We start from the raw sequence: 19,129 nt of genomic DNA, 5'->3' as shown, positions 1-19,129 counted from the left end.
GGGGTTTGGGAGCGCTCTCTCGCCGCTGAATGCTTCAACTACCCGAACAGGCGCGTCAAGGGGTGCGACCGGAGTTCCACAAGGGTTGCCGCACCCCTTGACGCGCCCACTCCTTGAGGTTTAACTCACGTCCTAAATTAAGTCATGAGTGCAATCCCTGAAGGGACACCGGGAGCCATGCGCAGCATCCGAGCCGCGGCCGTAGGCGCCGTCACCATGTCACTCGCCCTTGCCGCCTCGGCCTGCGGAGGCGGTTCGTCGACGGGCGGCGGGTCCAACGACTCGCCGAAGACGCTCACGTACTGGGCCTCCAACCAGGGCGCCAGCATCGCCGTCGACAAGAAGGTCCTGCAGCCCGAGCTCGACAAGTTCGAGAAGCAGACGGGCATCAAGGTGAAGCTGGAGGTCGTTCCCTGGTCGGACCTGCTCAACCGGATCCTCACCGCGACCACCTCCGGCCAGGGCCCCGACGTCCTCAACATCGGCAACACCTGGAGCGCCTCCCTGCAGGCCACCGGCGCACTGCTGCCCTGGGACGCCAAGAACCTCGCCAAGATCGGCGGCAAGGACCGCTTCGTCGACTCGGCACTCGGCTCGACGGGAGCGGCCGGCAAGGACCCGGCCGCCGTACCGCTGTACTCGATGGCCTACGCGCTCTACTACAACAAGCAGATCTTCGCCGACGCCGGTATCACCCAGCCCCCGGCCACCTGGGCCGAGTTGGTCGCCGACGGCAAGAAGATAGCGGCGAAGGGCAAGTCGCCCCTGGGTGCCGAGGGTTCGAACCTCGCGGAGAACATCCACCACGTCTTCGTCTTCGCCAAGCAGCACGGCGCCGACTTCTTCACCGCCGACGGCAAGCCCGACTTCACGAACGACGGTGTGGTCACCGCGGTCAAGCAGTACGTCGATCTGATGGCCAAGGACAAGGTCATCCCGACCGGCGACGCCGAGTACGCGCAGAACCAGTCCGTGAGCGACTTCGCGAAGGGCAAGCAGGCGATGCTGCTGTGGCAGTCCGCGGCAGCGAACCTCAAGTCGCAGGGGATGAGCGAGAGTTCGTACGGCATCGCGCCCGTGCCCGTGCAGTCCGGCACCCCCGGCACCGGCACCCAGACCAACTCGATGGTCGCGGGCATCAACCTGGCCGTCTTCAAGAACAGCCACAACCTCGACGGCGCCACGAAGTTCGTGAAGTTCATGACCAGCGACGCGGAGCAGAAGATCCTCAACACGGCGTACAGCTCGATCCCGCCGGTCAGGGCCGCGCAGGGCGAGGCCGCGTTCAACTCCCCGTCGAACTCCGTGCTGAAGGACACCCTCGCCAAGAGCGCGGCCGCACTGCCACAGGTCGCCGACGAGTCGCAGTTCGAGACGGCGGTCGGTACGGCGGTCAAGGACCTGTTCGCGGACGCGGCGGCCGGACGCGCGCTGACCGCCGACTCGGTGAAGGCGGCGCTCGAGAAGGCCCAGCAGCAGATGCCGGCGAAGTGATCCCGATGACGACCACCGCCCTCAAGGAGCCTTCGGTGCACGGGAGTTCCTCCGGGGCGGCGGCACGCGAACCGCGTCGCCGCCGCCCCGGCCGGATCCGCCGTGTCGGACTCCCGTACCTGCTCCTGCTGCCCGCCCTGATCCTCGAACTCCTGGTCCACCTCGTGCCGATGGTCATCGGCATCGTGATGAGCTTCAAGGAGCTCACGCAGTTCTACATCCGGGACTGGGGCACCGCGCCCTGGTCCGGCCTCGGCAACTACAAGGTGTCGGTGGACTTCGACGCCCCCGTCGGCGAGGCACTGCTGCACTCCTTCTTCGTCACCGTCGGCTTCACCCTGCTGTCGGTCGGCCTGTGCTGGCTGACCGGCACGGCGGCGGCGGTCTTCATGCAGGACACGTTCCGCGGCCGCGGCCTGCTGCGGGCGCTGTTCCTGGTGCCGTACGCGCTGCCGGTCTACGCCGCCGTCATCACCTGGGTGTTCATGTTCCAGCACGACAACGGCCTGGTGAACCACGTCCTGCACGACCAGCTGCACCTCACCGACAAGCCGTCCTTCTGGCTGATCGGCGACAACAGCTTCTACGCGCTGCTCACCGTGTCGGTGTGGAAGGGCTGGCCGTTCGCCTTCCTGATCGTCATGGCCGGCCTGCAGAACATCCCGCGCGAGCTGTACGAGGCGGCCGCCCTGGACGGTGCCGGGATGTGGCAGCAGATCCGCCGCATCACCCTGCCGTCCCTGCGGCCCGTCAACCAGGTGCTGATCCTGGTCCTGTTCCTGTGGACCTTCAACGACTTCAACACCCCCTACGTCCTGTTCGGCAAGGCGGCCCCCGAGGCCGCGGACCTCATCTCGGTCCACATCTACCAAGCGTCGTTCGTCACCTGGAACTTCGGCACAGGCTCCGCGATGTCCGTACTCCTGCTGCTCTTCCTGCTGGTGGTGACGGGCGGGTATCTGGCGCTCACCTCGCGCGGACGGAGGACTGCCGATGTCTGAATCCCGGATGTCCAACTCGCCGATGGCGCCGCCGAGTTCGTTCCTCTGGTCCCGGCGGGTCTTCCTCACCCTGCTCACCGGCTTCGTCCTGGTGCCGGTGTACGTCATGGTCTCCAGCTCGCTGAAGCCCCTGGCCGACGTGACGGGCAAGTTCCGCTGGCTGCCCAGCGGCCTCACGATCCGCCCGTACATCGACATCTGGTCGACGGTCCCGCTGGCGCGCTACTTCGTGAACTCGCTGATCGTGGCGGGCTCGGCGACAGTCTGCTCGGTGGTGATCGCGGTGTTCGCCGCCTACGCCGTCAGCCGCTACACCTTCCGCGGCAAGCGCGTCTTCACGATCACCGTCCTGTCCACGCAGATGTTCCCGGGCATCCTCTTCCTGCTCCCGCTGTTCCTCCTCTACGTCAACATCGGCAACGCCACCGGTATCGCCCTGTTCGGCTCGCGCGGTGGCCTGATCCTGACGTATCTCACCTTCTCCCTGCCGTTCTCGATCTGGATGCTGATCGGGTACTTCGACTCGGTGCCGCGCGACCTGGACGAGGCGGCGCTGGTGGACGGCTGCGGACCGCTGGGCGCACTGCTGCGGATCGTCGTACCGGCCGCGATTCCCGGCATCGTCGCGGTCGCCGTCTACGCCTTCATGACCGCCTGGGGCGAGGTGCTCTTCGCCTCCGTCATGACCAACGACACCACCCGCACGCTCGCCGTCGGCCTCCAGGGCTACTCCACCCTCAACGACGTCTACTGGAACCAGATCATGGCCGCCTCGCTGGTCGTCAGCGTGCCCGTGGTGGCCGGCTTCCTGCTGCTGCAGCGCTATCTCGTCGCCGGACTGACGGCCGGAGCCGTCAAGTGACCGACTCCGTTGACCCTGAAGGGACTTACGTGACCATCGACCTCGCCGCACTCCCGCACGACTTCCTGTGGGGCACGGCCACATCGGCGTACCAGATCGAGGGAGCCGTCACGGAGGACGGCCGCTCGCCGTCGATCTGGGACACCTTCTCGCACACCCCTGGCAAGATCGCGGGCAACGACCACGGCGACGTGGCCTGCGACCACTACCACCGCTGGCGCGAGGACATCGGGCTGATGCGTCAACTGGGCACGAACGCCTATCGGTTGTCGATCGCGTGGCCGCGCGTCGTCCCCGGCGGCGACGGTCCGGTCAACCCCAAGGGGCTTGCCTTCTATGACGAGTTGATCGACGGCCTGCTGGAGGCGGGCATCACCCCGTCCGTCACCCTCTACCACTGGGATCTTCCGCAGGTCCTCCAGGACCGCGGCGGCTGGCCGGAGCGGGAGACCGCCTTCGCGTTCGCCGAGTACGCCGCCGTCGTGGCCGAACGCCTCGGCGACCGCGTCACCCACTGGGCCACCCTCAACGAACCCCTCTGCTCGGCCTGGATCGGCCACCTGGAAGGCAGGATGGCCCCCGGCCTGACCGACCTGACGGCCGCCGTCCGCGCCTCGTACCACCTGCTCCTGGGGCACGGTCTCGCCACGGAGGCGATCCGCGCCGCGTCCCCGTCCGCCCAGGTCGGCCTGGTCACCAACCTCTCCACGGTGCACGCCGCCACCGACCGCGACGAGGACGTCCGGGCGGCCCGCCGCATGGACGGCCACGTCAACCGCTGGTGGCTGGACCCGGTGCACGGCCGTGGCTTCCCGGCCGACATGCGCGAGGTGTACGACGTCGAACTCCCGGAACAGGCAGGCGACTTGGCCACCATCGCCGCCCCGCTCGACTGGCTCGGCCTGAACTACTACATGCCGGCCACCGTCGCCGACGACCCATCGGGCCCCGCACCCCGCATCCGCTCGGTCCGCCGGCTCGGCGTCCAGCGCACCGGCATGGACTGGGAGGTCGACCCGAGCGGCATCGAGGCCCTCCTGCTCCGCCTCACCGACGAGTACGGCGCCCGCAGGCTGTACGTCACGGAGAACGGCTCCGCCTACCCGGACGTCGTACGCCCCGACGGAACCGTCGACGACCCCGAACGCCAGGACTATCTGGAACGGCACCTGGCCGCCTGCGCGTCCGCGGCCCGCAAGGGCGCACCGCTGGCCGGCTACTTCGCGTGGTCGCTGCTGGACAACTTCGAGTGGGCCTACGGCTACGACAAGCGCTTCGGCCTCGTCCACGTCGACTACCGGACACAGGTCCGCACGATCAAGGGGAGCGGACGACGGTACGCGGAGATCGTACGGGCGCACCGGGAGAGGGGGCGGAGGGCGGCCTGAGCCTGCCGCTGCGGCGGACCACGTACCTGACCAGGGGCTTCTCGGTCGCACGAACAGATTCAGGAGCTTTGCCCATCCATGAAGTGTCGAGTCCGCGTCAGCATGGCACGATAGTGATGAACATCACCCTACGAGGGGGTGTGCGGCATGGCCGTATCAGAAAAGGCGCCCATTCCGGGAACCCACAAACCGGGACTGAAGCGCGAGATCGGCTTCATCGGTCTCATCTGGGCCTCGGAGGGATCGATCATCGGATCCGGGTGGCTGTTCGGCGCCCAGGGCGCCCTCGCGGCGGCCGGGCCGGCGGCGATCATCTCCTGGGCCATCGGCGGCGTGGCGATTCTCATCCTGGCGCTGGTGCACGCCGAGCTCGGCGGAATGTATCCGGTGTCCGGCGGGACCGCCCGCTTCCCGCACTACGCCTACGGCGGCGCCGCCGGCGCCTCCTTCGGCTGGTTCTCCTGGCTGCAGGCCGCCACGGTGGCACCCATCGAGGTGCTGGCCATGATCACGTACGGCCAGCACTACTCCTGGGCGCACGGCTGGGAGAAGATCAAGGGCGGCGAGCACGTCCTGACGGGGTCCGGCATCGCCGTCGCGGTCGGACTGATGGCGGTCATCACGGCGATCAACTTCCTCAGTATCCGGCTGCTGGCCCGCACCAACAGCGCGGCGACCTGGTGGAAGGTCGGCGTACCGCTGCTGACGATCTTCGTCTTCGCCATCGCGACATTCCACTCGGGCAACTTCACCGCTGCCGACGGATTCAACCCCTACGGCGCCAAGGGCATCCTGTCCGCCGTCTCCACCAGCGGCATCATCTTCGCCCTGCTGGGCTTCGAGCAGGCCGACCAGCTGGCCGGTGAGAGCGCCCATCCCAAGCGGGACATCCCGAGGGCGGTGATCGGATCGATCATCCTCGGCATCATCATCTACATCCTGCTGCAGGTCGTCTTCCTCGCCGCACTCCCCGCGAACCAGATCGGCCATACCTGGGCCGATTCCGCGTTCAACGCCCTGAGCGGACCATTCGCCCAGGTCGCCACGCTCATCAGCCTCGGCTGGCTGGCCACGATCCTCTATCTCGACGCGGTGATCTCCCCCGGCGGCACCGGCCTGATCTACATCACCGGCTCCTCCCGGGTCTCCTACGGCCTCAGCCGCAACGGCTACGTGCCGTCCGCGTTCGAGAAGACCAACGGGCGCGGTGTCCCCTGGGTCGGACTGATCACCGCCTTCGTGATCGGCTGCATCTGCTTCCTGCCCTTCCCGAGCTGGCGCTCCCTGGTCGGGCTGATCACCAGCGCGAGCGTGCTGATGTACGCGGGCGCCCCGCTCTCCTTCGGCGTGTTCCGCAACCGGCTGCCCGACGCCCACCGCCCCTACCGGCTGCCCGGCGGCAGCTGGATGTCCCCGCTCGCCTTCTGCGTCGCCAACCTGCTGATCCTGTGGTCGGGCTGGACGACCGACTGGAAGCTCGGCGTCGCCATTCTCATCGGCTACGTCATCCTGGTCGCCAACCGGGTGTTCAAGATGAACCCGATCACCCCCGAGCTGGACCTGCATGCCGCCCAGTGGCTGCCCGCCTATCTGGTCGGCATGGGCCTGATCGTCTACCTCAGCGACTTCGGGCCCCTCAAGCACCCGTGGTTCCCGCTGTGGTGGGACATGGTGGTCACCGCCGGCTTCAGCCTCGTCATCTACTACTGGGCGATGGCCGTCGCCCTGCCGGCCGAGAAGATCCAGCACATGATCGACCAGGTCGTCATTCCCGAGGAGGAAGAGATCCTCTGATCCTCTGACCTGCTGAGACCTTCTGGCCCGAAGCGGCCGGCAGGGTGTCGCCCGTCAGCAGTCCCTGAACTCCGGCGACTGGTTGAGCACCTGCGATCGCAGCGACGTGAACCGCGCGTACGTCTCCCCGTCCCGCGCCCCGGGCCGGAACGCGGCCACCCGGTGGCAGTTCTGGAAGGCCAGTTCCACGCCGAAGTGGCGTTCCAGGCTGCCGCGGATGGCGTCGCTGGCGAGGGCGCGCAGGAGCTGGCCGCGTTCCTGCTCGGAGGGGGGAGGGGTCTGGTTGTCGGTGAACTCGGCGGTGGTGCCGTTGAGTTCGGTGGTGAGGGAGGCGATCAGGTTGTAGGCGTACGGGAGGGACGTGCGGACCGTGTCCACGAAGTCCTTCTCGCGGATGTCACCGGACTCGGCTTCGGCGAGGAGCTTCGGGGAGACGTCGAGAGACATGAAAGGGGGCGTCCGTTCCAAGGGTTGGTGGATGTGCTTCATGGGGGCCGGTGGTCAGGTGAGCGCCGTCGGGCCCGGTACGAACTCCGGGTCCACCTGGGCGGCCAGGTCCAGGCCCGTCGCTTGGTCCGCCCACGCGCGGGCATTGCGCAAGTGGAACTCGACGGCGTGGCGGTGGAGGGTGGGCCAGTTCTTGGGGTGGCCGTCGATGGTCTCGCGCAGGATGTTCAGGGCGTGGCGGTTGTGCGGCTCCAGGGTGTCCAACCCGTCCTCCGGGCGGCCCTGTTCGGCCGCTCGTACCCAGGGGGAGTGGACCAGGTGGGTCAGGAGGTCGTCGCCCACCTGCTCCTTCAGGAACAGCAGGTCCTCCTCGCCGGTCACCTTGTTGCCGATCACGGCGATCCGGATCCCGAACTCGCGGGCATGGTCGCGGTACTGGCGGTACACGGAGACGCCCTTGCGGGTGGGCTCCGCCACCAGGAACGTGATGTCGAACCGGGTGAACAGGCCCGACGCGAAGGCGTCCGCGCCCGCCGTCATGTCGACCACGACGTACTCGCCGGGGCCGTCGACCAGATGGTTGAGATACAGCTCGACCCCGCCGAGCTTGGAGTGGTAGCAGGCCACCCCCAGGTCGCTCTCGTCGAACTCGCCCGTCACCATCAGCGGTACGTCGCCCACGCGCCGGACGTGCCGTGCGTGGATTTCGTCGTCGCCGAGGAGGCGGAGGAGGCGGGAGCCGCGGCCGGGCGGGGTCGTCTTGATCATCGCCTCGCGGGAGGCGATGCGCGGGTTGGTGCCCCGTAGGCAGTCCTTGATCTCGGGCAGGTGGGCGCCCAGGGGTGGTGCGTCCAGGTGGTCCTGTTCGAGTCCCAGTGCCTCGGCCAGGTGCTGGTTGATGTCGCCGTCGATGGCGAGTACCGGCGCGCCGGAGCGGGCCAGATGACGGGAGAAGAGCGCTGACAGGGTGGTCTTGCCGCTGCCGCCCTTGCCGACGAACGCGACCCGCATTACCGGGCCGACCTCATTTTGAAAATGAATGTCATGTGGCTAGGTTTTAGGCAGCTTCCGACGCTCTGTCAAATCGGGAGATGATCAGAGTGGGGGTCTTAATGCATATGATGTGCAAGTGCTTGACTACTGCATCAGGGCAGCGGGCCCGGACGACCTCGACGGTGCGCGAGCCGTGATGCTCGACACCGTCCACCGCGACTTCGGCACCGGCTACGTGCCCCGCTGGCACGGCGACATCCTCGACCCGGCCGCCGCCTACCTCGCCCCTTCCCGCCACGCCCTGCTGGTGGCGCTCGACCCCGCCGACGGAAGCGTCGTCGCCACCGGCGCCCTCGACTCCCGCGGTCCCGCCCACCCGCCGAACCCGCGCCACCTCGCCGAGCGCTACCCCTCCGGCGAGACCGCGCAGCTGCGCCGGGTCTACGTCCGCTCCGAGCACCGTCGGCGCGGCCTGGCCCGGCGGCTCGTCGGCGAGCTGCTCGCGTTCGCGGCCGCGGACGGCGGCTACCGCGCCGTCTACCTGCACACCGACCCGGCGGTCCCGGGCGCGGAGGCCCTGTGGCGGTCGCTCGGCAAGGTCGTGCACGACGAGCGCGAGGAGCCCGGTGGCGGGCAGGGGATCGTCCACTTCGAGATACCGATGGGGCGATAGCCGCCGTGCGCCATCTCCGACTGCTCCTCGCACTCCTGCTCGCGCCCGTCCTGACCGGCTGCTTCGCCTCCGAAGGCCCCGGCGGCTCCGGCGGTGGGGCCGGTGGGGCGAAGGCCGGCTCCCGGTTGCGGGTCGCCCTCGCCTTCCCGCCCGCCCAGAACCTCTCGCCGTACGGCGACGACGCCACCATCCTCAGCCGCCTCGGCGTCACCGAAGGCCTCACCGCCCTGGATGCCAACGGTGCCGCCGCCCCCGCGCTCGCCGCCTCCTGGCGCCGGGAGAGCGACCGCAGCTGGCTGTTCACCCTGCGCGAGGCCACCTTCCAGGACGGCACGGACGTCACCCCGTCCGCCGTCGCGGCCTCCCTCACCCGTGCCGGCCAGGCGAAGCCCGCGCCCGCCGCCCTCTCCGGCGTCAGCCTCGAGGCGGAGGCCGACGGCAGGACGGGCGTACGGATCACCACCGGCAGCCCCGATCCCGTACTGCCGTCGCGCCTGTCCAGCCCGAGCCTCGCCGTCTTCGCGCCGAAGGCCTACGGCGCCACCGGCCGCGTCGATCCGGTCGGCACCGCCACCGGCCCCTTCGAGCTCACCAAGGTCACCGGCACCACCTCCGCCACCCTCGACCGCTTCGACGACCACTGGGGCGGACTTGCCCGGTCCTCCGGCGTCGACGTGAGGTTCATCGCCGACGGCACCGCCCGCACGGCCGCCCTGCGCACCGGGCAGGTCGACCTTGCCGAGGCCGTCCCCGTCGCGCAGGCCGCCACCCTCGAGGGGGCCACCCGCAAGGAGACGGCCACGACCCGCACCACCAGCCTGCTCCTCAACACCCAGTCCGGCCCCTTCAAGAACCCCGGGCTGCGGGCCGCCGCGCGTCGGGCCGTCGACACCTCCGCGCTCGCCGACGGCGTCCACGAGGGGCACGCCGACGCCGGAGCCGGTATCTACGGGCCCGCCGTCACCTGGGCCGAGAGCAGGCGCAGGCCGCCGGTCGGGCGTGCGAAGGCCACGGCTCCCGATGGCAGGAAGCTCACCCTCGCCACGTACGACAACCGGCCCGAACTCCCGGAAGTCGCCCAGGTGTTGAAGCAGCAGCTGGAGAAGGCGGGGTTCGAGGTCGAGCTGGAGGTGCGCGAGTACTCGCGGCTGGAGAGCGATGCGCTGGCCGGGAAGTTCGACGCCTTCGTGCTCGCCCGCAACACCCTGGTCGACACCGGCGATCCCGTCGCAGTCCTGGCCAGCGACTACACCTGCGACGGCGGCTACAACCTGGCGCTGCTGTGCGACAAGGACGTCGACCGGGCGGTGGCGAGGGCCGAGCGGGCAACCGACAGTGCGCAGCGACAGGTCGCGGTCATGGCGGCCGAGGCGGAGATCCTCGGCACCGACGCCGTCGTCCCGCTCGTCCACCAGCGCCTCATCACCGGCGTCGGCGCCTCGGTCCACGGTGCGCTCCTCGACCCGTACGAGCGCACCCTCGTCGGCCCCGGCACCCGGCGCTGACTCATGCGCCACCACGTCACCGCGCTCCTGTGGCGCGCCGGACTCGCTCTCGCCCTCCTGTGCGGTGTCGGCCTGCTGCCCTGGCTCTCGCGCACCGACCCGGCGCTCACCGTGCTCAAAGCGCGCTCGGCCGAACGCGACCCCAGCCCCGACGTGCTGGCCGACATCCGGGCCCAACTCGGCCTGGACGACGGCCCGTTGCGACTCCTCGGGCAGTGGTTCGGCGGGCTGTGGCGCGGGGATGCGGGGCGGTCGTGGATCTCCGGCGCCGAGGTCACGCCCGCCGTGCTCCAGGCCCTCGGCGTCTCCCTGCTGCTGATGGCCGTGGCGTTCGTGGTCGCGGTCGTGACGGCGGGGCTCGTCTGCGCCCGGACCCTGTGCAGGCGGGAGCGCCGGGGCGGTTCCGGCCCGGCGGTCCTCGCCGCGCTGCCCGAGTTCCTCACCGCGTCGGTGCTCGCCACCGTGGTCGGCGTGCAGCTCGGCTGGCTGCCCGCCCTCGGCTGGTACGGGCCCCGCTGGACCGTGCTGCCTGCGCTCGCCCTCGGTCTGCCCGCCGGGGCCGTGCTCGGGCGGCTCCTCGACGACCTGCTGCCCGGCGCCTTCGCCGAACCCTGGGCGCGCGCCGCCACCGCTCGCGGACTGCCCCGCCGGAGCATCGCCCGTCAGGCCGTACGCCGCTGCCTGCCCGGACTGCTGCCCAATGCGGGGCTGTTCGTGGTCGGGCTGACCGGCGGATCCGTCGCCGTGGAGCAGATCTACGACATCCCCGGGCTCGGCCGTACGACCCTCCAGGCCGCCCTCGCCCAGGACCTGCCGGTCCTGCAGGCCGGAACGCTCGTACTCGTCCTGCTCGCCGCCGTCGCGGCGGGCGCCGCCCGGCTCGCGGCCCGGCTGCTGATCGGACCCGCCCTGCGCGACGGGGCCCTGCCGTCCCTGCACCGGCCGTCGCCGCAGGTCCGTGGGATCCGGCTTCTTGCATACGGTGGGCTGTTGCTCGTCGTCATCGGGCTGGGCCTGCCCCGGGATCCGCTCGCCCTCGACACCGGCGAGCGGCTCCGACCCCCCTCCTTGACCCACCCGTTCGGCACCGACGCTCTCGGCCGGGACATGCTCGCCCGGGTCGCCCACGGCGCCCTCGACACACTCCTGCTCGCCCTCGCGATCGGTGCCGTTGCCCTGCTCACCGGCGTACTGCTCGGACTGCTGCCCCGGCTGTCCGGGCCGCTCGTCGACACCGTCAACGCCGTACCGCCCGTGCTCGGCGCACTCCTCGTCGCCGCCGTCGCCGGCAGCGGACCGGCGACGCCCGCGCTCGCCGTGAGCGCCGTCGCCTGGACGCCCCTCGCCGCGCACACCTCCGCACTGCTGCGGCAGGAGCGCGCCGCCCTGCACCTGACCGCCACCCGCGGCCTGGGCGCCGGCCGCCGACACCTGCTCCGCCACGGGCTGCTGCCCGCTGTCCTGCCGCCCGTCACCCGCCACGCCCTGCTCCGCCTGCCCGGCACCGCCCTCGCGCTCGCCTCGCTCACCTTCCTCGGCCTGGGCGCCCAGCCGCCCTCCCCGGAGTGGGGCCTGCTGCTCGCCGAGAACCAGCCCTACGCCGAACGCGCCCCCTGGGCGGTCCTCGCCCCCGCCGCCGTACTCGCCCTGCTCGGCGCGCTGGCGGTCGGCGCGGGCGGGGGAGTGCGGTGGCCCCGGCGTCGTATCGCTGCAAGGGTCGTTGAACAGCAGGCGCACGCAAGGGAGTTGGTGGGCTTCAAGTGACGTCGCTGTCGGTCGGACTGCGGAAGGCGGACGGCGGCACCCGGCGTCTCACGCCCCTGCTGAGACTCCTGATTCTCACCCAACTCGCCTTCAACATCGGGTTCTTCGCCGTGCTGCCCTTCCTGTCCGAGCACCTCGGGCAGTCGATGGGCATGGCGGGCTGGCTCGTCGGGTTCGTCCTCGGGCTGCGGACCTTCAGCCAGCAGGGACTGTTCGTGGTGGGCGGGGCGCTGGCCGACCGGTACGGCATCCGACCGGTGGTGCTTGCCGGTTGCGCACTGCGGATCGTCGGCTTCGCCTGGCTCGGGTACGCCCGTGAGACCTGGGCGGTCGTCGGTGCCGTGCTGATGATCGGGTTCGCCGCCGCACTGCTCTCACCGGCCGTGGAGTCCGAAGTCGCCCGGCAGGCCGTGGTGTTGGAGGAGACGGGCGGTTCACGCACCCGCGTGCTCGCTCTGTTCACCGTGGCCGGACAGGCGGGGGCGTTCGTCGGGCCGCTCCTCGGTGCGCTGCTGCTGGCGGTGGACTTCCGTGCGGTGTGCCTGGCGGGTGCCGGGATCTTCGTCCTCGTCCTGGCCGGGCACGTGTGGCTGCTGCCGCAGCACATCCCCGGGCGGGCGCACACCCGGGTCGGAGGCGGGATGCGCGCGCTGCTGCGCAACCGCCGCTTCCTGGCGCTGTGCTGCGCGTACGGCGCCTATCTGCTGGCCTACAACCAGCTCTACCTCGCGCTGCCCGCGGAGGTGGAGCGCGCGGCGGGCTCGCAGGCGCCGCTGGCCTGGCTGTTCGCGCTGTCGTCGCTGCTGGTGGTGACCGCGCAACTGCCCGTCACACGCTGGGTGGGCGGCTGTCTCACGCTGCGCCGCTCCATGACGGCCGGGCTGTTGCTGATCGCGGCCGGGTTCGCGGTCGTGGCCGTTGCTCGTCCGGCCGGTCTGACCGGCACTACGGGACTGCTGCCCGCCGCCGGTTTCGTCACGCTGCTCACCCTCGGCCAGATGCTCGTCGCGCCCGTCGCCCGCGCCTGGGTTCCCGACCTCGCGGAAGAGGGACGGCTGGGGCTGTACACGGGGGCACTGTCTTCGGTGTCCGGACTCGTCGTCCTGGTCGGCAGCGCGGCGACCGGGACTCTCCTCGACATGGGTCTGCCGGTGGCCGTGCCCTGGCTGGTGCTGGCCGCGGTGCCTGCTGCGGCGATCGGGCTGCTGCCGCGCCCGTAACCGCCGCTATCAGTCGTCGGTCGTCCGCCGCGGCGTCGTGGCTGGTCGCGCCCCGCGGCGGAGCCGCTGATGTCATGGCCCCGCGCCCCTTTTGGGGCGCTGCTGAACCGTTTCCTGACCTCAGGACGCCACCGTCTCGCGTTCCGACTCCAGCTCCAGCATCTCCTCGACCTCGCCGTCCCGGACCCGTGACGTGCGCCGCAGCCACAGGACGTCGCGGCCGAAGGACCAGATCAGCGAGGACAGGGCCACCACGACGATCCCCAGGGACGCGGAGTGCGGAAGGTAGTCCGAGGCGGCCAGCAGCAGGCAGATTCCCTGCATTGCGGCGACCGTCTTGCGGGCCGTGCTCGGCGGGAGTGAGGCGTTCAGCCACGGCCAGACGCGGGCCGCGGCGACGAAGGCGTAGCGCATGCCGCCGATCAGGAGGACCCAAGGGCCTTGCTGCATCGAGACGTAGACGCTGAGCACCAGGATCAGGAACGCGTCGACCTCCATGTCGAAGCGGGCGCCCAGGGGGGTGGAGGTGCCGGTGGCGCGGGCGACCTTGCCGTCGACTCCGTCGAGGATCAGGGCCACGGCCGTCAGGCCGACGAAGAGGGTGACCGGCGGGGAGCTCTCGAAGGAGTCCGCGACCAGGGCCGTGACGCCGCCGACCAGAGTGGCCCGGCCGAGGGTGACCCGGTTGGCCGGGCCGAAGGAGCGCAGCCGGGAGCGGTGCAGTGCCCGGGAGAGCACCGCCCAGCTGGCGACGGCGAAGGCGAGGCCGGTCAGCCAGCCCGCCGGCCCCATGCCGATCGCCGTTCCGAGCAGAGCCAGCAACAGGATCTGAACGCCCGCTCCCACAGCGGTCTCCTGCTGGACCAGCCTTGCGTCGTAAGTGTTGTTCAGGGCCACCGCACACCCTCCGGCCGTATGACAGAGTCGATCAACGCCGCGTACTGTGCGCGGCCTGTGCACACCTCGGTACGTGAACAACTTCCAGATCGTTCAGGAGGAGGCCGGATGAACCGCGTCGCACGCGCGTTCTGGCTCAGTCGTCCGGGTCTCGGCGAGATCCGGAGCGTCGACCTGCCGGAACCCGCGCCGGGCGAGGTGCTGGTGCGCTCGCTCTACTCGGGAGTCAGCCGTGGCACGGAGACGCTCGTCTTCCGCGGCGGCGTTCCGGAGAGTCAGCAGGCGGCCATGCGGGCGCCTTTCCAGGAGGGCGAGTTCCCCGCGCCCGTGAAGTACGGCTACCTCAGTGTCGGGATGGTGGAGGAGGGGCCCAAAGAGCTGGTCGGGCGCACGGTTTTCTGCCTGTACCCGCACCAGACGCGGTACGTCGTCCCGGCCTCCGCCGTCACGGTGGTACCGGAGAACATCCCCGCCGAGCGGGCCGTCCTCGCCGGCACCGTCGAGACCGCCGTGAACGCCCTGTGGGACGCTGCGCCGCTGGTCGGCGACCGGATCGCCGTGGTCGGCGGCGGCATGGTGGGCTGCTCGGTGGCCGCCCTGCTGGCCCGCTTCCCGGGCGTACGCGTGCAGCTGGTCGACGCCGACCCGGCCCGCGCCAAGACGGCCGAGGCTCTCGGCGTCGACTTCGCGCTGCCCGAGGACGCGCTCGGCGGCTGCGACCTCGTCGTGCACGCCAGCGCCACCGAACAGGGCCTCGCCCGGGCACTGGAACTCCTGGCTGCCGAGGGCACCGTCGTCGAACTGAGCTGGTACGGCGACCGGAAGGTGAGCCTCCCGCTCGGCGAGGCCTTCCACTCCCGGCGGCTGACGATCCGCAGCAGCCAGGTCGGCACCGTCTCCCCGGCCCGCGCGAGCCGCAGTTACGCCGACCGGCTCGCCCTCGCCCTCGACCTGCTCGCCGACCCGGCGCTCGACGCACTCATCACAGGGGAAAGCGCGTTCGAAGAGCTGCCGGAGGTGATGCCCCAGCTGGCCTCCGGCGAGATTCCCGCGCTGTGTCACCGTGTGAGGTACCCCGAAACGGTCTGACCTGAGAAAAGAGTGAGACTGGGCTGAACGCGGGAAAGCGAAGAGCCGTACTAGACGGCATCCTCCGGCGGCCAACGGCCGGAGGACCAGACGCGCCGCACCTGGAGGGTCGTCCGTTGTTCAGTGTCACCGTCCGCGATCACATCATGATCGCCCACAGCTTCCGCGGCGAGGTCTTCGGACCCGCGCAGCGCCTGCACGGAGCGACGTTCCTGGTGGACGCCACCTTCCGGCGCGAGCAGCTGGACGACGACAACATCGTCGTCGACATCGGACTCGCCACCCAGGAACTCGGCGCCGTCGTCAGCGAGCTGAACTACAGAAACCTCGACAACGAGCCCGACTTCGCCGGAATCAACACCTCCACGGAGTTCCTGGCCAAGGTCATCGCCGACCGGCTCGCCGAGCGCATCGAGAAGGGCGCGCTCGGCGAGGGCGCCAAGGGCGTCGCGGGCATCTCCGTGACCCTGCACGAGTCGCACATCGCCTGGGCGAGTTACGAGCGTGCCCTGTGACCGACGTGACCCTGGAGAAGGTGAACCAGCCCCTGGGGAAGGCGGAGACGCCGTCGCTCGGCTACGTGCCGGTACAGAACTCCGCCCTGAAGAACGCCGAGATCATCCCCATGTCCCTGCGCTCCGTGCACTTCGTCATGCCGGGCGGCGTCGACGACCCGGCCGCGCCGAGCGGCGGCAACGCCTACGACCGGCGCGTCAGCCTGGACCTGCCCGGCTTCGGCTGGCAGGTGCACAAGCACGCCGTGGCCGGCGAGTGGCCCCGGCCGGGGGCGGCGGCCCGGACGGAACTCGCGCGTACGCTGCGGGAGTTGCCGGACGGAACGGTCGTCCTGCTGGACGGGATCGTCGCCTGCGGGGTCCCGGAGATCGTCGTCCCGGAGACGGAGCGGCTGCGCCTGGCCGTCCTCGTACACCTTCCGCTCGGCGACGAGACCGGCCTCGAGCCCGCCGTCGCCGCCGAGTTGGACGCCAAGGAGCGCGACGTGCTGCGGGCCGTGCCCGCCGTGATCGCCACCAGCGACTGGGCGGTCCGCCGCCTCGTCGCCCACCACGGCCTCGCGCCCGAGCGGGTCCATGTCGCCGCCCCCGGCGCCGACATCGCGCCCCTCGCCTCCGGCACCGACGGCGTCTCCCGGCTGCTGTGCGTCGCGGCGGTGACCCCGCGCAAGGGGCAGCACCGGCTGGTGCAGGCGCTGGCCGCGGCGGCCGACCTGCGGTGGAGCTGCGTGTGCGTCGGCGGGCTCGGGCACGACCCCGAGTACGTCGGCCATCTGCGGCTGCTGATCAAGGAGCACGGTCTGGAGGACCGCATCGAACTGGCGGGCCCGCAGGCCGGTGCCGAGCTCGACGCCAGCTACAACGCCGCCGACCTCATGGTCCTCACCTCGTACGCGGAGACCTACGGCATGGCGGTCACGGAGGCCCTCGCGCGCGGCATCCCCGTGCTGGCCACGGACGTCGGCGGTCTCCCGGAGGCGGTGGGACGCGCCCCCGACGGCGGAGTCCCCGGCATCCTCGTGCCGCCGGAGGACCCTGCCGCGCTCGCCGCCGAACTGCGCGGCTGGTTCGGCGAGGCCGACGTACGACGCCGGCTGAAGGCCGCCGCCCGGGGCCGACGGGCCGCCCTGGACGGGTGGGCGACCACGGCCCGAAGCCTTGCCGGAGTACTGGGCCGGCTGCCGAACGAGCCCAGGAGGGCGGCATGAACAGGACGGCACAGATCGGTGGGAAGATCCCGGCGCAGCCCGGGGCGCGGAACGGCTCCGAACCGGTGGACGAGGACGGCTCCGAACCGGCGGACTCCGTGATCCCCGGCGCCGGCCCCGCCCCCCGCCCAGGCGAGCGCGCCACCGTGCGGCTGCGGGACACCGGGTCCGAGGAGCCGCCCCGTTACGCGCCCGAGTGGCTTGAGCTGCGCGAACCCGCCGACGCCGCCGCGCGGGCAAACGAACTGCTCGACCCGCTGCGGATCCGGCTGGCCAACCTGCCGGGCAAGGCCGGGTCTGCCATCCACGACCTGGGCTGCGGCACCGGCTCGATGGGCCGCTGGCTCGCACCTCGCCTGGACGGTGCCCAGCACTGGATCCTGCACGACCGCGACCCCTACCTGCTGCATTTCGCGGCCGTCGCCTCCCCGCGCTCCGCCGCAGACGGCAGCCGGGTCACCGTGGAGACCCGCCGCGGCGACGTCGCCCGGCTCACCCCGGACGCCCTCGCCGGCGCCTCGCTCGTGACGGCCTCGGCGCTCCTCGACGTCCTCACCCGCGAGGAGATCGAGACCCTCGCCGACGCCTGCACCGGAGCCGGCTGCCCGGCCCTGCTGACGCTCTCGGTGGCCGGACGCGTCGAACTCACCCCGTCCGACCCGATGGACGAGGAGATCACCGAGGCGTTCAACGCCCACCAGCGCCGGGGCGGCCTGCTCGGCCCGGACGCGATCACGGTGGCCTGCGAGGCCTTCTCGGAACGGGGCGCGACGGTACGGGTCAACCCCAGCCCCTGGCGCCTCGGCCCCGACGAGGCCGCCCTGACGGCCCAGTGGCTGCGCGGCTGGGTGGGTGCGGCCGTCGAGGAGCGCCCCGAGCTGAAGGCCCGTGCAGAACGGTATCTGCAGGACCGGCTGGCGGCCTGCGCGGCGGGCGAACTGCACGTCGTGGTCCACCACAGCGACCTGCTGGCGCTGTCCCGGCCGACGGGCGGCGCGTCATGAGCGTGGAGACGGTGAAGGCGTACGTGGCGCGCGCGCCGCGGGAACGAGCGATACGGGCCGGGCGCCGCCTGCCCCTCGAGGCGCGCGTCGACAGCGTGACGTCGGCGGGCGTGGCCGTGGACGTGCTGACGGGCCCCATGCCCGCCGCCGCGCCGACGGGTACGGCCGTCGAGGCGCGGACGGGCGCCGTCGCGGCCGTCTCGCCCACCGGTGCGGCCGTCTCCAAGGCGCGTATCGGCGTGATCGTCTCCTCGGCCCGGCCCGCGGCGGCAACCGCGCGACAGCCCTGGTGGCGTGCGGTGCTGTCCCGTCTCAACTCCCGTGCCGTACGCACCCACTTCGGCACCGTCGCCGGAGTCGTCATCCTCGGCGCGCTGCTGTGGCGCCTCGGTACCGGGGTGCTTCTGGACGGGCTGCGGCGGATCGACGTGCCGACGCTGCTGGCGGCGCTGGTGATCGGAGTGGTCACCACCGTGCTCAGTGCCTGGCGGTGGGCGCTGGTGGCCCGGGCGCTCAGGATCCGGCTGCCGCTCGGACCGGCCGTCGCCGACTACTACCGGGCGCTGTTCCTGAACGCCGCCCTGCCCGGCGGTGTCCTCGGCGATGTGCACCGGGCGGTGCGGCACGGGCAGAGCGCCGGTGACATGGGCCGCGGCGTGCGCTCGGTCGTCCTCGAACGGGTCGCCGGGCAGGTCGCGCTGACCGTCATCGGCGGCGCGGTGCTGCTGACCATGCCGTCCCCCGTGCTGGCTCAGACCCGGCACTTCGCGCCGCTGGTCGCGCTCGCGGTGGTGGGCGCACTCGCCGTCGTGGTCGCGCTGCGGATGAACCGGGCGCCCTCCCGCCGCGGGCGGGCGCTGCGCGCGACGCTCGCCGAGGCGCGCGAGGGGCTGCTGTCGCGGCGCAACTGGCCGGGCGTCGTCGTCTCGTCCGTGCTCGTCCTGGCCGGCCACATCGCGATGTTCGTGCTTGCCGCGCGGGTCGCCGGATCCGGCGCCTCCGTCGCCGCGCTGCTGCCGCTCGCGGTCCTCGCGCTGGTCGCGATGGGGCTACCGCTGAACGTCGGCGGCTTCGGCCCCCGCGAGGGCGTCGCCGCCTGGGCGTTCGGAGCGGCGGGGCTGGGCGCGAGCAGCGGGGTGGCCGTCGCCGTCGTGTACGGGGTGCTCAGCTTCGTGGCGGCCCTGCCGGGCCTCGTCGTCCTCGTCGCCCGCTGGTACACGGGCCTGCGGGCGGGTTCCGGGACGGCCGCGACGGCAGCCCCGGAACCCGCCCGCG

The 19,129-nt window shown here is 71.4% G+C and carries 16 protein-coding genes and 1 pseudogene; 14 read left to right on the top strand and 3 right to left on the bottom strand.

All coding sequences use genetic code 11. The features are described from left to right. Positions 1–177: 177 nt before the first annotated feature. The 5 genes from ACFY10_RS13935 to ACFY10_RS13915 all read left to right on the top strand — a co-directional run bounded on the left by ACFY10_RS13935 (position 178) and on the right by ACFY10_RS13915 (position 6,539). A complete protein-coding gene (locus ACFY10_RS13935) occupies positions 178–1,494 on the top strand; it encodes an ABC transporter substrate-binding protein (RefSeq protein WP_390665310.1) in 1,317 nt (438 codons plus the stop codon). Positions 1,495–1,499: 5 nt separating this feature from the next. Continuing rightward, on the top strand, positions 1,500–2,495 hold the full coding sequence (locus ACFY10_RS13930) for a carbohydrate ABC transporter permease (protein ID WP_390665309.1): 996 nt from the start codon (positions 1,500–1,502) through the stop codon (positions 2,493–2,495). Positions 2,496–2,517: 22 nt separating this feature from the next. Then, complete coding sequence (locus ACFY10_RS13925) at positions 2,518–3,357, top strand: carbohydrate ABC transporter permease (RefSeq protein WP_390665570.1); 840 nt, start codon at positions 2,518–2,520, stop codon at positions 3,355–3,357. 29 nt (positions 3,358–3,386) lie between these two features. Then, positions 3,387–4,745 (top strand): GH1 family beta-glucosidase, encoded by a 1,359-nt coding sequence (locus ACFY10_RS13920; RefSeq protein ID WP_390665308.1) that lies wholly within the window; start codon positions 3,387–3,389, stop codon positions 4,743–4,745. Between the two features lie 147 nt (positions 4,746–4,892). Further along, a complete protein-coding gene (locus ACFY10_RS13915) occupies positions 4,893–6,539 on the top strand; it encodes an APC family permease (protein WP_390665307.1) in 1,647 nt (548 codons plus the stop codon). Positions 6,540–6,593: 54 nt separating this feature from the next. Here the strand turns inward: ACFY10_RS13915 and ACFY10_RS13910 are convergent, their stop codons facing one another. Both ACFY10_RS13910 and ACFY10_RS13905 read right to left on the bottom strand, forming a co-directional pair. After that, positions 6,594–6,986 carry an SCO5389 family protein gene (locus ACFY10_RS13910; protein ID WP_390665306.1) on the bottom strand — a complete coding sequence of 131 codons (393 nt, stop codon included), beginning with the start codon at positions 6,984–6,986 and terminating at the stop codon, positions 6,594–6,596. Positions 6,987–7,040: 54 nt separating this feature from the next. Then, positions 7,041–7,997: an AAA family ATPase gene (locus ACFY10_RS13905; RefSeq protein ID WP_390665305.1), complete on the bottom strand. Its 957-nt coding sequence runs from the start codon at positions 7,995–7,997 to the stop codon at positions 7,041–7,043. Positions 7,998–8,115: 118 nt separating this feature from the next. On the opposite strand from ACFY10_RS13905, the gene ACFY10_RS13900 reads away from it, so the two are divergent. The 4 genes from ACFY10_RS13900 to ACFY10_RS13885 are packed head-to-tail and all read left to right on the top strand — an operon-like array spanning position 8,116 to position 13,141. Then, positions 8,116–8,652: a GNAT family N-acetyltransferase gene (locus ACFY10_RS13900; RefSeq protein ID WP_390665304.1), complete on the top strand. Its 537-nt coding sequence runs from the start codon at positions 8,116–8,118 to the stop codon at positions 8,650–8,652. 5 nt (positions 8,653–8,657) lie between these two features. After that, positions 8,658–10,157: an ABC transporter substrate-binding protein gene (locus ACFY10_RS13895; RefSeq protein ID WP_390665303.1), complete on the top strand. Its 1,500-nt coding sequence runs from the start codon at positions 8,658–8,660 to the stop codon at positions 10,155–10,157. 3 nt (positions 10,158–10,160) lie between these two features. Continuing rightward, a complete protein-coding gene (locus tag ACFY10_RS13890) occupies positions 10,161–11,921 on the top strand; it encodes an ABC transporter permease subunit (protein WP_390665302.1) in 1,761 nt (586 codons plus the stop codon). Beyond that, a complete protein-coding gene (locus ACFY10_RS13885) occupies positions 11,918–13,141 on the top strand; it encodes an MDR family MFS transporter (RefSeq protein ID WP_390665301.1) in 1,224 nt (407 codons plus the stop codon). The genes ACFY10_RS13890 and ACFY10_RS13885 overlap by 4 nt, the downstream gene beginning before the upstream one ends. Before the next feature lie 120 nt (positions 13,142–13,261). On the opposite strand, the gene ACFY10_RS13880 is transcribed toward ACFY10_RS13885, so the two are convergent. Continuing rightward, positions 13,262–14,038 carry a CDP-alcohol phosphatidyltransferase family protein gene (locus ACFY10_RS13880; RefSeq protein ID WP_390665300.1) on the bottom strand — a complete coding sequence of 259 codons (777 nt, stop codon included), beginning with the start codon at positions 14,036–14,038 and terminating at the stop codon, positions 13,262–13,264. A 108-nt stretch (positions 14,039–14,146) separates the two neighbouring features. Here ACFY10_RS13880 and ACFY10_RS13875 point away from each other — a divergent pair, with 108 nt between their 5' ends. The 5 genes and pseudogenes from ACFY10_RS13875 to ACFY10_RS13855 all read left to right on the top strand — a co-directional run. Next, complete coding sequence (locus ACFY10_RS13875) at positions 14,147–15,127, top strand: zinc-binding alcohol dehydrogenase (RefSeq protein WP_390665299.1); 981 nt, start codon at positions 14,147–14,149, stop codon at positions 15,125–15,127. A gap of 116 nt (positions 15,128–15,243) precedes the next feature. Further along, a complete protein-coding gene (locus tag ACFY10_RS13870) occupies positions 15,244–15,642 on the top strand; it encodes a 6-pyruvoyl tetrahydropterin synthase family protein (protein WP_390665298.1) in 399 nt (132 codons plus the stop codon). Continuing rightward, positions 15,639–16,850 (top strand): glycosyltransferase family 4 protein, encoded by a 1,212-nt coding sequence (locus ACFY10_RS13865; protein WP_390665297.1) that lies wholly within the window; start codon positions 15,639–15,641, stop codon positions 16,848–16,850. Before ACFY10_RS13870 ends, ACFY10_RS13865 begins: the two co-directional genes overlap by 4 nt. Then, the gene (locus ACFY10_RS13860) at positions 16,847–17,854 is read left to right on the top strand and encodes a class I SAM-dependent methyltransferase (protein WP_390665296.1); all 1,008 of its coding nucleotides are present in this window, start codon (positions 16,847–16,849) and stop codon (positions 17,852–17,854) included. Before ACFY10_RS13865 ends, ACFY10_RS13860 begins: the two co-directional genes overlap by 4 nt. Next, positions 17,851–19,032: pseudogene (locus ACFY10_RS13855) on the top strand (YbhN family protein); the annotation flags it as partial. The gene ACFY10_RS13860 and the pseudogene ACFY10_RS13855, both read left to right, overlap by 4 nt. Between the last annotated feature and the right edge of the window lie 97 nt (positions 19,033–19,129).

Source organism: Streptomyces sp. NPDC001401 (assembly GCF_042895385.1).
Classification (GTDB): Bacteria; Actinomycetota; Actinomycetes; order Streptomycetales; family Streptomycetaceae; genus Streptomyces.
This window is presented reverse-complemented; position numbering and strand designations above follow the sequence as displayed.

Bases quoted from the DNA above. Each gene is read 5' to 3' on its own strand.
- ACFY10_RS13935 (WP_390665310.1), top strand. From the start codon at position 178: ATGCGCAGCATCCGAGCCGCGGCCGTAGGCGCCGTCACCATGTCACTC.
- ACFY10_RS13930 (WP_390665309.1), top strand. From the start codon at position 1,500: ATGACGACCACCGCCCTCAAGGAGCCTTCGGTGCACGGGAGTTCCTCC.
- ACFY10_RS13925 (WP_390665570.1), top strand. From the start codon at position 2,518: ATGGCGCCGCCGAGTTCGTTCCTCTGGTCCCGGCGGGTCTTCCTCACC.
- ACFY10_RS13915 (WP_390665307.1), top strand. From the start codon at position 4,893: ATGGCCGTATCAGAAAAGGCGCCCATTCCGGGAACCCACAAACCGGGA.
- ACFY10_RS13910 (WP_390665306.1), bottom strand. From the start codon at position 6,986: ATGTCTCTCGACGTCTCCCCGAAGCTCCTCGCCGAAGCCGAGTCCGGT.
- ACFY10_RS13905 (WP_390665305.1), bottom strand. From the start codon at position 7,997: ATGCGGGTCGCGTTCGTCGGCAAGGGCGGCAGCGGCAAGACCACCCTG.
- ACFY10_RS13890 (WP_390665302.1), top strand. From the start codon at position 10,161: ATGCGCCACCACGTCACCGCGCTCCTGTGGCGCGCCGGACTCGCTCTC.
- ACFY10_RS13875 (WP_390665299.1), top strand. From the start codon at position 14,147: ATGAACCGCGTCGCACGCGCGTTCTGGCTCAGTCGTCCGGGTCTCGGC.
- ACFY10_RS13860 (WP_390665296.1), top strand. From the start codon at position 16,847: ATGAACAGGACGGCACAGATCGGTGGGAAGATCCCGGCGCAGCCCGGG.